The following is an 11,634-nucleotide window of genomic DNA, read 5'->3' as shown; positions in this document are numbered from 1 at the left end:
GGCTGAAGTAACTCAACTTCTCGATGACATGGCAGAGTGATCGTTGTCATAACACCTCAGTACAAATTGTTGTTCTGGCAGTGTCTAATGAATTCGCGTTACATGTAAGTTATTTTGATCACGTTTTCCCTTTGACGTCGATTCATATGCTGTTTTATTCAACAATGAGAACGCCCAAGGCGCAGGTTTGGGTATAACAAGTAAAACGCCAGCATGTTTGCTGGCGTTTCGTTGAGCTAATGACGGAATTACGCCACTTCGATTGGTCCACCGAATGACGTCACTGGTGGTACTTTACCAGTAAATTTCTCGAAATCGACAATGCAAGTATTGGCTGAAGTGGCTTGCGCCAGCTCAGATGAACCGACATCGAGTGTGAGTGTATTTGGATCGCCATAGGTGCAAATAGCTCCCTCTTTCTCATTCAACGGGCCATACCACGCCCCCTCTTCGATGCGGATCACGCCACGCGGGTAGTAGTCACTTAAGACTGCACCGGCCAATAACTGGCCGCGATCATTAAATACGCGAACTAAATCCCCTGCTTTAATGCCTTTTTGTTTCGCATCGATTGGGTTGATATACACGGGCTCACGGCCATTGACAGCATAGGTCGCGCGATACTCTTCTGACTCACACATTTGTGAGTGCAAACGCTTATCTGGGTGGCAAGATTGTAACCAATATGGATGCTTATCTGAACCCGGACCGCCGTGCGAACGCTCGGTTTTTTCAAACCACATCGGGTGATCTTGGCAATGTTCATAGCCATAACGCCCAATCTTACGTGACGTAATCTCGATAAAGCCAGACGGTGTACCCAGTGCGTTTATCTCAGGGTCTTTACGGAAATCGGCATGGCGAACCCAAGGTTGGCCTTCACCAAAATCCAGTACACTCTGCTGCCAAAACTGTTCAAATTCTGGTAAATCAAATTTACCCGCGTTGGCTTTTTTACAGTCGTTATAGAGCGAACGGACCCACTCCATCTCATCCATGCCGCGTGTGAACTCTTCATGGCGGCCAAAGCGACGCGTCAATTCAGTGAAAATCTCAAAGTCAGTACGCGATTGGAACAAAGGATCAACCAAACGGTGCATGGCAATCAAACCCTTGCCAGAATAAGAACCGTACACATCGATATCATTGCGCTCAAACTGAGTACAGGCAGGAAGAACGATGTCGGAGAAACGGCAAGTCGCCGTCCAAGCAAAATCGATCGTGACGACGGTTTGAAGCTTGCGGAACGCCTTCTTCATTCGGTTACGATCTTGGTGATGATGCCACGGGTTATTGCCTGAAATCACCATCATTTTGTAATCAGGTAATTTTACGCTAGAACCGTTGTAGCGGATCTCTTTACCCGGCTCTAGCAAGCAATCGACCCAACGGGCAACAGGAATTGTTTTACTGTAGCCGTTGTAGTTTTCGTTGTCCCATTTCGGTTTTGAACCCGTATCTAGGTTACGTGGAAAGCCGCCGGGCGAGGCAAAACCGGTTGATGGAACCCCAATGCCAGAATAGTGATGTCCGTAGGAGATCCCCCCGCCTGGCAGGCCAATTTGACCAACCATCGCCGCCACAACCGCACCAGCCCAGTAAGGCTGTTCGCCATGCTCTTGACGCTGGATACACCAACCAAACAGTAACTGAGTTCGGCCATTAACGAGCATACGTGCAAATTCGCGGATCTTATCGGCTGTTACGCCACAAATCTCGGCGGCCCATTCTGGCGACTTAACAATCTTATCTTTCGTTTCGCCTTGAACGTACTGAATAAAAGGTTCAAATCCTAAGCAATAAGTTTTGATGAACGCCTTGTCATACAGATCTTCGTTATACAACACATGTGCCACCGCCAGCATAAATGCTACGTCGGTCTGTGGGTTAATGTACCAATGGTCACTGTTTAGGAAGTGCTGAGTTTTATTCTTGACTGGATCAACAGAAATAACATTGATCTCTCCTTTCGCCACTTTTTCTTTCAACTGATCAAGGTAAGGAAAGGATTGGTGCGTTTCACAGTTCCAGCCAACTTGCAGGTTTTTTACCGGGTCGGTCGCCCACAAAACAATGTTGTCTGAGTGCTCAAGAATTTCCGACCAAGAGGTGCCTTGAGCATACACTTCTGTCGAACCTAACACGTAAGGAAGAATGGTTTGGCCTGCACCTGTTGAGTAATCACCCACTTTGGTGATGAAGTTACCGTGCATACCTACAGCGCGTTGCATCATCGCTGTACAGTTGTGAAATGACCCCGTTTGGTTCCAACCCGTTTGTCCTGCATGCAGCGCCCAAGGGCCATACTCTTTTTGTACGCGCTCAAGTTCACGATAAAACAGATCCAACGCTTCATCCCAAGTGACGCGGATAAAACGGTTGTTGCCACGTGTTTCGCCGCTGTATTTATGTTTTTTGAGCCAATCAAGGCGAACCATTGGGTAACGCACTCGTGATGGGCTATAGATAATGCCTTTGATTCCATTGAGCATATCAGTGGGGTGCGTGTCTGATTCTAGCGGCTTGACCGATTGTACTTTTCCGCCATACACATGTGCGCGAAATGCGCCCCAATGAGAGCCTGATACTTTCCAACTGCCTGTGGTTTCTGCCGCGTTAGCCGATGTCGAGACCAATAAACTTGGCCCAATAACCGACGCCGCACTGGTGGTTGCTACACCTTTAAGAAAACTTCTTCGTGTAATCGCCATATTTAAAACTCCGTTTGACGTGGATTAATGGTGACCTTCAGCAAAATCTGAAGAGTGTTTTTGTAGATACTTCAAGACTAACGCTTCGCTGTCTGTGTCGAAGTTGACGAATGCCATCATGCCGTTAAACATGCCCGGCCAAGTATTCGCATCAAAATGCGCTTCATCTGGTTGGCTATGGCAGACAGAACAGTTCGTTTTATAGGCCTCACCCGCTTTTTGCCAAATTGGATCCACGCTATCGAGCATGGCTTGTTTTTTCATCCACACTTTCGCGTTTACTTTTTCCCAAGGTAGACCGGTGAGATCATCGACACGCTTTTCACCAACCGTGACGATTGCATCATTTTGTGCCGCTTCTTTCATCAAGGAGCCCACAGCGATGTTCATACCAAAATCTTCTTGGATCACACGACCAAAGCCTTTTGCTTTACGCCAGCCATCAATTTCGATTTGAATCATCTCTCCTTTCTCATCCAATACCGTGACTGCCGATGCTGGGTTCAGAAGGCCTGCTTCGACTTTGGCTTGTGCATCTTCATAAATAGGTAAGAAGCGAACGCTCACCACTTGCTTGCCGACCGAGTAATCGGTGTTAGATGCCAACTGCTCTAGCTCGCCAATCAGCCCGCCTGAACTCTCCATATTTTTAGGCAGGTTATGGGCGATCCCTTTATGGCAATCTAGGCAACTTTGATCTTTTTCCGCGGCTTGTTTCATCTGAATACGGGCGGTTGCCGACATCTGTTCGAAATCCATCGAATCGTAATTGTGGCAATTTTTACATTCCAATGAGTTGTTGGCTGAAAAGCGCTCCCACTCATGCTTGGCCAATTCAATACGGCGCTCTTCGAATTTTTCAGGGGTACCTAAATCACCAAAAACTTGCGCAAATACCTCCTTAGAGGCTTGCATCTTACGCGCAATTTTAGCGGTCCATTCGTGTGGTACGTGGCAGTCTGGGCAAGTGGCACGTACGCCCGAATGGTTTTTCCAGTGCACAGTTTCTTGCAGCTCAACATAAACGTTGTCGCGCATTGTGTGGCAGCTGATACAGAATGCTTCGGTGTTGGTGGCTTCCAGTGCAGTATTAAAACCGCCCCAGAAAATCACACCGGCGATAAAACCGCCCATCGTGAGCACACCAAGGCTGATGTGCACGGCTGGACGAGTCATAGTGCGCCAAATTTTGACTAACAATGATTTCATGATTCGCTCTCTTAAATTTTCGATCAAAAGGATTACGGGTGAACCGTGGAATTAACCGTGCGCACCAGGAGGACCAAAGAGGAACACTTGCAGCATCCAAACAATAAATCCATAACCGCCGACAAAGGCGATACTTAAGATCGGAAAGAGAACCACTGTGATTAAGAGGAAAGACTTCCACTCAAGCGAACGTTTCTCATTACTCTCTATTTTATTAACATCACTCATACATTTGCCTGTTTTGTATTTCAGTCATTTTGAGCAGCTCGACGACAGAGCTCAGCTTATTACCATTTCTGATACGAAATGTTAGACCATACTCTTTATAGGGTTCAATCGATTCTTACCTTATGTAGCAAGGAATCCACTACTTTTTTGAGCTCGCACGGAGTTGTGTTTGATTAAGAATTTATGTATAGAAATATGAGTGATTGTGTCAACTTCATTTCTTTTCACAAACGTTAAAAAAGAAACAAAAAACAAACAAAATGAATTGCAAGATAGGATTGAAGTGCGCATTTGTTCCCGCTAAACACTCAAATGGCAACCGAAATGTAACGATATTATTAATAAAATGAGGAATGGTTAGATGACGATCATCACTCAGGAATCGCTGTTATATTCGCCCCACTTCAGTGCATAATACACTGCCAATGCTGGGTTTTTGTGCACTTCTTGATAGAATTCATCTTACACACTGGCTTTAAAACAGCTTATCCACAGAAAATGTGGATAAGCTGTTTTAAAGATATAAATAGTGAACAAGCACTAGCAGAAGCAGTCAACACCACCTAAGGCGATGGTTTAGAGATGACAACAAAAAACGGCCCTTAAAGCCGCTTCTAAGATCATCTCCTCAGTAAGGATTTATTCGTGAGATCCATCTCGAAGGTAAATTAACCAATACCAAATGCCAACAAAAACACCCCCACCGATGATATTGCCAATCGTCACGGGTAATAGGTTATTGATCAAGAAACCGATTAAGTTAAGGTCTGCGTAGTCGGCAATATTGGCACCCGTCATCTGCCAAAACTCAGCGGGTGCAAAATATTTGATCCCAATTGCCATCGGAACTTGGAACATATTAGCGATGCAGTGCTCAAAACCCGCGGCGACAAACATGGCGACAGGTAAAATCATCACCATAATTTTGTCAGTCAAGGTGCGACCACTGAAAGTCATCCAGACCGCCACGCACACCAACACGTTACACATAATGCCAAGCGCTACTGCCTGCATAAACTCGTGGTGCAACTTATGCTGAGAAATGGCCATCGCATTGAGGCCAACTTGTCCACCATCAAACATATATTGTTTGGAAACGAGCATACAAGCGACAAGCATCAGCGCACCAGCAAGGTTCCCAAAATAGACGATGACCCAGTTTTTAATCAGCATGCTCCAAGAAATTTTGCCACTCGCACGTGCAACCAAAGTCAGCACTGAACTAGTGAATAACTCACCACCGGTGACCACCACCAGAATAAGACCTAAGCTAAACGCAAAGCCGCCGATAAAACGACTCAGACCCCAAGCCATATCGCCCGTGCCTGTCGTCACTGTAGTGTAAAAAACGAAAGCAATACCGATATGAATGCCAGCAGAAATGGCAAGAAGGAAAGACTTCATCGGATCTTTCGTTGCTTTTCCAACCCCCGTTTCAGCGGCGCGCTCTGCCATTTGCGGTGGCAATAGGGAATCAAATTGGTTTAAGTTCATGGCAAGTAACATTTTGAAACAAGTGATAGAAGGCGCGGATAATCGCCCCATTCCGATGACAATTCAAGAGCTATTTTCTATGTTTATAAAAAATGTGTTTAGTTTACAAAAAATGTGTTTAGCGTGATGAAAATCATAAAAATTTATTGATAGCCCATACCTACCGTCTATGGATAACTACTCCCTTGCAAACCAATGATGAATATATACCCAAACAACTTGGAGTTGCAGGTAGGCGGCAAGTGAGTGAGTCCCCATGAGCATAGGCAAACTATGTGATTGGGGTGAACGAACGTAGCCAACACCGCTGCAGCTTCAAGTAGGAAGGGTATAACTGTGTGAAATATCCCCAATTTGGTTGCAGATAACATTTCTTACAACAACTGATTGCAGCCAACAGCGCTGCCATCTATGGTGACAAAAAATCATTCACTATATAGGTGTCGAGATGAAATTTACTCAACAAAATATCGCCGAGCTCAATCTACTCCTCCAATTTGATTTAAGCAGCGCTGCGACTGGCATTAAAGTCCGTAATGATGCGTCTGACGACATGCAATCCGCCGTTCAACGTCTTTACGAAAAAGGTCTGTGTACATTACCTGATGGTGGCTATTTGACGGATGAAGGTATCGAAGTGGCCGAGCATGCAGAGCGCGTGCTGCGCGTTTTGAACTCTTAATCTAGCCTGCAAAGGCAGCCGAGACTCTGCTGGCTGCCTTGTCCCCTTAAAAACCGCCCTTCTTTATTTGGCCATTCGCTCAATCCAACGTTGATAGGGCTGAATTCGATCATATACCCAGTTAAACAGTGTGGTGTAGATAAAGAAAAAGGTCAGAAACCCAGCTTCCAAAATCAATGCATCCCACATCGATACGTCTAAAACCCAAGCGATCACCGGAATAGAAATAAAGACGAGCCCACCTTCAAAACCGGTCGTGTGTAACAAGCGTAAGCTAACCGTACGCGCTAATCGGTTGGTACCAAACACTCGGTCGAACAAAACGTTGTATAGATAGTTCCACGCTACGGCAAATAGGCTCAAACCAATACCTATCATGGCTAAATCCCCCGTTCCCTGCCCTGTCACCAATGCGGAGATTGGAATAATTAACGCTAATGCGGTCACTTCAAACGTTATTGCATGGAAAAGGCGCTCTTTCATCGACAACTCTCTCATTGACATCATTTTTCTCCTCTTTATTCTTCGTCTGAGGTGTTGAATGGACTCATTTTCATCTATATTGAAGATACTAAAAAGTTAGATAGTATCGGTAAATGAGATATGTTGAGTATTGATCAGTTGCAAGCCTTCACCGCAACCGTTGAGAGTGGCTCTTTCTCCGGCGCGGCAAGACAGTTAGGCAAAGTTCAATCGGCCGTTAGCCAACACATCATCAATTTAGAAATTGATTGCGGCGTAGAACTGTTTGATCGCTCCGGCCGTTATCCACGATTAACCGCGCAAGGCGAGCGACTTCTACCGTATGCGCAAGCGACGTTGCAGCAACATCAACGCTTAGCGCAACAAGCACAACTGCTTGCTTCATCACCCAATCAACAGCTTTCGCTCGCGATGGATGAAGGGATCCCGTTACAAGGGTTAACCCATTTATTCAAACAGTTAGCCACACAGTTTCCACACATTGAAATTGAATGTTTAAGTGCATCAAGTACCGATGTGATTGAGATGGTGGAACAAGGTCGCGCTAGCTGTGGGATCATCTTCAGTGAATTGGCCTTACCGAATAACCTTGATTTTGAAAATGTCGGTTCAATCCGTTTTGATGTTTATGTGGCCGCAGAGCATGAATTGGCTCAGCATCAAGCGCCCCATATCGATATGCTAAGATTGCATCGCCAACTCGTTATCCGCTCACGCAGCCATAAAACCAGCAGTTTCCATCAAGCCTTTAGCCCCGAGATATGGTACGCCGATAACTACTATCTATTATTAGAGATGGCGTTAAGCGGTTTAGGATGGTGTTTGCTGCCAAGCTATTTAGCCGAAAGTGAACAAGCGATGGGGAAATTAGTGCGTGTCCCTGTTGAGTTTGAACAGCTGGCTTGGTATACCAACATTGATGTCATTCAGCACCAACGCATGAGCGCCGATCCTATCCATAAAATGGTCAGGCAGTTGTTGCGCCAGCTTAGTCCACTCACCGATGCCTGATCGGCATACAATCAATACAGGATGTAGATTTTATGAGCACTATTACTCTCATTGGCGCAGGTTGGTTAGGCCTTCCTCTAGCGCAAGCTTTTACCGAAAACCACCAAGTCTACGCCAGCCGCACCCAAACGGCAGGAATGCTTGAATTAACGCAACATGGCATCACAGGCTTTGTATGCGATCTTTCTCTGCGCGACCAAAGCTTATCGCAGCACTTTATTGCCAGCGAAAAACTCTCCAAGCAGATCGTTAATGCCACCACACCACAAACCGTGAGTAAAGCTGAGTTTTATCAAGCCGCGTTGGCGGCCGCCGAGCTAGACTCACCATTGCCGCCAATTGTCGATATTGCAGACAAGCGTATCTTAAGCGACAAGCTGAGCCAATTGGGCTATCAATTTCATTATTCACACACGTTAGAGGCACTGGCACTGAATGAGTAAACATCTCTACCAACACATTGAAACCTTGTGGCAGTACATGCAGATGAAGCATGAGCTCGTCGCGGCCGATATCATTATGGTGTTTTGCAGCAATGATTTGCGCGTGGCTGAGTATGCTGCACATTTGTACCAACAAAATTTGGCCCCCTACCTTCTTTTCTCTGGCGGACAAGGGCGTTTTACTGAGGGTAAATTTGCTAAAAGCGAAGCAGAAACCTTTGCTGACATAGCCAAAGATTGTGGCGTACCAACCCACGCGATTTTACTGGAAAAAGAGGCGACTCACTCTGGAGAAAATGTACGATTTAGTCACCATCTATTGACAGAAAAATCGATCACTGCGCAACGTATTATTGTGGTTCAGAAACCCTTCATGGAACGTCGTGCCTACGCCACATTTGTTCAGCAGTGGCCCGCCCCATTTGAGTCATTGATGGTGACCTCTAGCGGAGAGACATTTTTCGATTATCTTGATGAGGATTTCACCGTTGATGTTGTACTGAGTGCGCTATTAGACGATTTTGTGCGAGTCCGCGACTACCCAGCACAAGGATTTCAGATTGAGCAACCGATCCCAGACGATGTGACACTTGCTTACCAAGTTCTGAGTCAATTTAAGTGGTAACACCAATTGTGGGGCATAATCGAGTAGGAGGAGGCCTCACGGCCTTCCCCATCCTGCTGACTTCTTATTGCCCATCACACACCATAAGCCGTGCGTGGAATTACTGTTTGGCAAGTACTGATAGAGTAATGAGAATGTGCTCAAGAGATTGGATTGAACGGACCAGTTAATCTTATAGATCGGTATAATACTACTTTGTATGCTGTAGATATAACAAAGCCCGCACATGGCGGGCTTTGTTTGAATTTGGTGGGTCTTATTGGATTCGAACCAACGACCTTCTGGATGTCGACCAGACGCTCTAACCAACTGAGCTAAAGACCCAAATTTTTTTCTTGAGCATGATACATGCAACTGAAATGGTGCGTCCGAGTGAACTCGAATCACCGACCCCCACCATGTCAAGGTGGTGCTCTAACCAACTGAGCTACGGACGCATATCTTCAGAACGGTGTGGATATTAACGGCTGTTTTTGCTGTGTGCAAGTCTATTTTCTTTGTTTTTGAGCCAGTTGGCTTATCTATAACCAGCTTGTCTGTTTTTTATTCATAACTCAGGATTTAAGCACAATAAACTGAACAACAATAGCTGTAAGATGTCGCATTTATTTCATTGTATAAGTTATGTGAAATTATCCATTGATTCGGAACGATTATCTCGTACTATAATCTTTATCAATACCTTCGATATGCAATGCGGTTACTTAACATGGATGCACGATTATTCAACCACTCTCACTATTTGAGAACCACTGTACTTTGTGGGTTAAGCTTACTGCTGACCGCTATTGCATTTTTCTTGGTCCTATTTAACGTTTTTTACACGCAAAGCTACGGTCTAGCAGCATTAGAATTTATCTTCATGTGCTACTCCTCTTACGTTTACTTCATTGCAAAACAGCAAACACATTCAGCTACTCACATTCGTGTCTATGTTTATTTTCTGATCTTTATTATCAGCGCAGGGACTTTTATCCAGCCTTTAGATAATGGTCTATTTTTGTGGACAACCTTTTTTCCAGTACTTTTCTATCTATTAATGGGAGTTAAGCATGGCCGCCTCGCAACGAGCATTGCGTTAATTCCTCAGCTATTCAATATTTATTATCAAGCTTCATGGAATGAAGCTTATGATCCAATTCCGTTGATGATCAATCTGCTTCTTTGCTATTGCGTAATTTGGACAGTGGCTCATATTTTTGAATCTAGCCGTAAAAAAACTGAAAACTCACTGCGCTATCTCGCTTCCCGTGATGCGCTGACAGGTTCTCACAATCGTTTAGCACTTACTCATGCCTTCGCTCACTTTGTGCAAAATAGGGGGGATATGACATTGTGCCTTTTAGTGATTGACCTTGATTATTTTAAGCAAGTGAATGACACCTATGGGCATGATGCCGGTGACAAGGTTCTAATCGATACGGTACAAGTGATGTCTCAAATTGTGGGCGACGATAACCTCTACCGTATTGGTGGCGAGGAGTTTTGTGTGACTTTATTTGATCACAGCATCGCACAAGCTGAACATGTGGGAGAAAAATTACGCGAGGTGATTGACCAACATTTGTACGCTTATGACTCTAAACAAATCCAGTTGACTTTAAGTGTCGGTATTTGTGAGTACCGTGAAGGTGACAAGTTGGATATGCTACTGAAATTAGCTGATGTAGAGCTTTATAATGCAAAGAAGAATGGACGTAATCAAGTTCGCATTTGCCAAATCAATGACAGCAAAAATGATGCGACACTTTGGGCTTCTTAGAGTTCTTGATCCTCTCCTAATTCATACACCACATTATAATTTTCGGTATAGGTACACTGCGGTTGACGGCTACAAGTGAAGAATCGTCGGCCTTTGAAGTCGCCTTGGCTGGCAATTTTTATCACCATTGGGCTACCGCATTTTTTGCAAAAACGCACTTCTTTATCGGTTTCAATCAAATCGATATGTGCAGCCAGTAACCTTCTAAGTTTGCTCACTTGGTAGCTGTGTTTGATGTTCGCACCAATCAATGGAATGTTGGCAGACTTACACACATGCATCAGCAGTTTTTCACGCTCAACCTTGCCTTTATGCAGTTCTTTTCCATTATCCAACTCGATGATCACTCGCGGCTCTAAGGTTCTTGCATCGCACACCACAAAATCAAAATAGTTTTTGGCGATTCGGTTATTGGCGATAAACCACTGCTTTTTATTCAAGTTCGCCGCTGGGGTAACCACGTTGGCCATTGAAACTTTAGCCAACACCACACCGTGTTCCCCTACTGCAGATTTCAGCGCGTTATGAAAGGCGCCTTCCGACATATTGAGTAACGCCCCTTTCTTCTTATAAGCGTAGTCTTTGGTATCGTCGTGTTTGATCACGTACTTTTGGATAAAGACAAAAAACAGCACCAGCAGTGCAACAATGATAAAAATGTTGGTCATACGATAAAAACCATTTTGAAGTAATTAGCTAACTCGCTAATTAATAAACGAAGTACCGCCCAAAGGCCAGTTTATTACTATGGATTTGTTGAAGAGGGTGACCTAATCCACATGGCAGCAGGCTCTCTTGTAAGCTGAATCTAGAATGTGTACCAGAGTGTCATTCAGGTTGATAAGCTACGCCAATGAGTGAAATGTCGCAACTTGTGTTTTCTGTCAATGGACAATGACCAAACGAGAGGCTCATTAATGAGAGTCTTAGTAGGAAAAAGTAGAGAAGGAAAAAGCTCGCCGCAGCGAGCTTTTATTGCTTTAACG

At 44.8% G+C, this 11,634-nt stretch carries 11 protein-coding genes and 2 tRNA genes; 5 read left to right on the top strand and 8 right to left on the bottom strand.

The genetic code is table 11. The annotated features are described in order from the left end of the window. Positions 1 to 248 precede the first annotated feature (248 nt). The 4 genes from torA to focA form a co-directional block, all read right to left on the bottom strand. Positions 249 to 2,711, bottom strand: a complete 2,463-nt coding sequence (gene torA / locus VOR_RS0104980) for a trimethylamine-N-oxide reductase TorA (RefSeq protein ID WP_010318624.1) — start codon at positions 2,709 to 2,711, stop codon at positions 249 to 251. A 24-nt stretch (positions 2,712 to 2,735) separates the two neighbouring features. Then, entirely contained in the window at positions 2,736 to 3,920 is a 1,185-nt protein-coding gene (gene torC, locus VOR_RS0104975) for a pentaheme c-type cytochrome TorC (protein WP_010318623.1), read from the bottom strand. A gap of 51 nt (positions 3,921 to 3,971) precedes the next feature. Further along, positions 3,972 to 4,148, bottom strand: coding sequence for a trimethylamine N-oxide reductase system protein TorE (gene torE / locus VOR_RS0104970; protein ID WP_010318622.1), 177 nt, complete (start codon positions 4,146 to 4,148; stop codon positions 3,972 to 3,974). Positions 4,149 to 4,787: 639 nt separating this feature from the next. Next, entirely contained in the window at positions 4,788 to 5,642 is an 855-nt protein-coding gene (focA, locus tag VOR_RS0104965) for a formate transporter FocA (protein ID WP_010318621.1), read from the bottom strand. Between the two features lie 448 nt (positions 5,643 to 6,090). Between focA and VOR_RS0104955 the strand changes: the two genes are divergently transcribed. Beyond that, positions 6,091 to 6,324 (top strand): TIGR02647 family protein, encoded by a 234-nt coding sequence (locus tag VOR_RS0104955; protein ID WP_010318620.1) that lies wholly within the window; start codon positions 6,091 to 6,093, stop codon positions 6,322 to 6,324. A gap of 63 nt (positions 6,325 to 6,387) precedes the next feature. Here VOR_RS0104955 and VOR_RS0104950 read toward each other — a convergent pair whose 3' ends face one another. Then, positions 6,388 to 6,831 (bottom strand): PACE efflux transporter, encoded by a 444-nt coding sequence (locus VOR_RS0104950; RefSeq protein WP_033197397.1) that lies wholly within the window; start codon positions 6,829 to 6,831, stop codon positions 6,388 to 6,390. A 96-nt stretch (positions 6,832 to 6,927) separates the two neighbouring features. On the opposite strand from VOR_RS0104950, the gene VOR_RS0104945 reads away from it, so the two are divergent. Genes VOR_RS0104945 through VOR_RS0104935 form a run of 3 tightly spaced genes read left to right on the top strand, consistent with a single transcriptional unit; the run spans position 6,928 to position 8,886 of the window. Continuing rightward, positions 6,928 to 7,818, top strand: a complete 891-nt coding sequence (locus VOR_RS0104945; RefSeq protein WP_010318618.1) for a LysR family transcriptional regulator — start codon at positions 6,928 to 6,930, stop codon at positions 7,816 to 7,818. Positions 7,819 to 7,850: 32 nt separating this feature from the next. Further along, positions 7,851 to 8,261, top strand: a complete 411-nt coding sequence (locus VOR_RS0104940; RefSeq protein WP_010318617.1) for a Rossmann-fold NAD(P)-binding domain-containing protein — start codon at positions 7,851 to 7,853, stop codon at positions 8,259 to 8,261. Next, complete coding sequence (locus VOR_RS0104935) at positions 8,254 to 8,886, top strand: YdcF family protein (protein WP_010318616.1); 633 nt, start codon at positions 8,254 to 8,256, stop codon at positions 8,884 to 8,886. The genes VOR_RS0104940 and VOR_RS0104935 overlap by 8 nt, the downstream gene beginning before the upstream one ends. A gap of 247 nt (positions 8,887 to 9,133) precedes the next feature. On the opposite strand, the gene VOR_RS0104930 is transcribed toward VOR_RS0104935, so the two are convergent. Both VOR_RS0104930 and VOR_RS0104925 read right to left on the bottom strand, forming a co-directional pair. Then, positions 9,134 to 9,210: transfer RNA gene (locus VOR_RS0104930), tRNA-Val, on the bottom strand. Between the two features lie 36 nt (positions 9,211 to 9,246). After that, positions 9,247 to 9,323, bottom strand: a tRNA-Val gene (locus tag VOR_RS0104925). Positions 9,324 to 9,595: 272 nt separating this feature from the next. Between VOR_RS0104925 and VOR_RS0104920 the strand changes: the two genes are divergently transcribed. Next, entirely contained in the window at positions 9,596 to 10,648 is a 1,053-nt protein-coding gene (locus tag VOR_RS0104920; protein WP_010318615.1) for a GGDEF domain-containing protein, read from the top strand. Here the strand turns inward: VOR_RS0104920 and VOR_RS0104915 are convergent. Beyond that, the gene (locus tag VOR_RS0104915; protein ID WP_010318614.1) at positions 10,645 to 11,316 is read right to left on the bottom strand and encodes a DUF2726 domain-containing protein; all 672 of its coding nucleotides are present in this window, start codon (positions 11,314 to 11,316) and stop codon (positions 10,645 to 10,647) included. The genes VOR_RS0104920 and VOR_RS0104915 overlap by 4 nt on opposite strands. Between the last annotated feature and the right edge of the window lie 318 nt (positions 11,317 to 11,634).

It is taken from the genome of Vibrio ordalii ATCC 33509, from assembly GCA_000257205.1.
In the GTDB taxonomy this organism is placed as follows: Bacteria; Pseudomonadota; Gammaproteobacteria; order Enterobacterales; family Vibrionaceae; genus Vibrio; species Vibrio ordalii.
This window is presented reverse-complemented; position numbering and strand designations above follow the sequence as displayed.

Bases quoted from the DNA above. Each gene is read 5' to 3' on its own strand.
- torA (WP_010318624.1), bottom strand. From the start codon at position 2,711: ATGGCGATTACACGAAGAAGTTTTCTTAAAGGTGTAGCAACCACCAGT.
- torC (WP_010318623.1), bottom strand. From the start codon at position 3,920: ATGAAATCATTGTTAGTCAAAATTTGGCGCACTATGACTCGTCCAGCC.
- torE (WP_010318622.1), bottom strand. From the start codon at position 4,148: ATGAGTGATGTTAATAAAATAGAGAGTAATGAGAAACGTTCGCTTGAG.
- focA (WP_010318621.1), bottom strand. From the start codon at position 5,642: ATGAACTTAAACCAATTTGATTCCCTATTGCCACCGCAAATGGCAGAG.
- VOR_RS0104955 (WP_010318620.1), top strand. From the start codon at position 6,091: ATGAAATTTACTCAACAAAATATCGCCGAGCTCAATCTACTCCTCCAA.
- VOR_RS0104950 (WP_033197397.1), bottom strand. From the start codon at position 6,831: ATGATGTCAATGAGAGAGTTGTCGATGAAAGAGCGCCTTTTCCATGCA.
- VOR_RS0104945 (WP_010318618.1), top strand. From the start codon at position 6,928: ATGTTGAGTATTGATCAGTTGCAAGCCTTCACCGCAACCGTTGAGAGT.
- VOR_RS0104940 (WP_010318617.1), top strand. From the start codon at position 7,851: ATGAGCACTATTACTCTCATTGGCGCAGGTTGGTTAGGCCTTCCTCTA.
- VOR_RS0104935 (WP_010318616.1), top strand. From the start codon at position 8,254: ATGAGTAAACATCTCTACCAACACATTGAAACCTTGTGGCAGTACATG.
- VOR_RS0104920 (WP_010318615.1), top strand. From the start codon at position 9,596: ATGGATGCACGATTATTCAACCACTCTCACTATTTGAGAACCACTGTA.
- VOR_RS0104915 (WP_010318614.1), bottom strand. From the start codon at position 11,316: ATGACCAACATTTTTATCATTGTTGCACTGCTGGTGCTGTTTTTTGTC.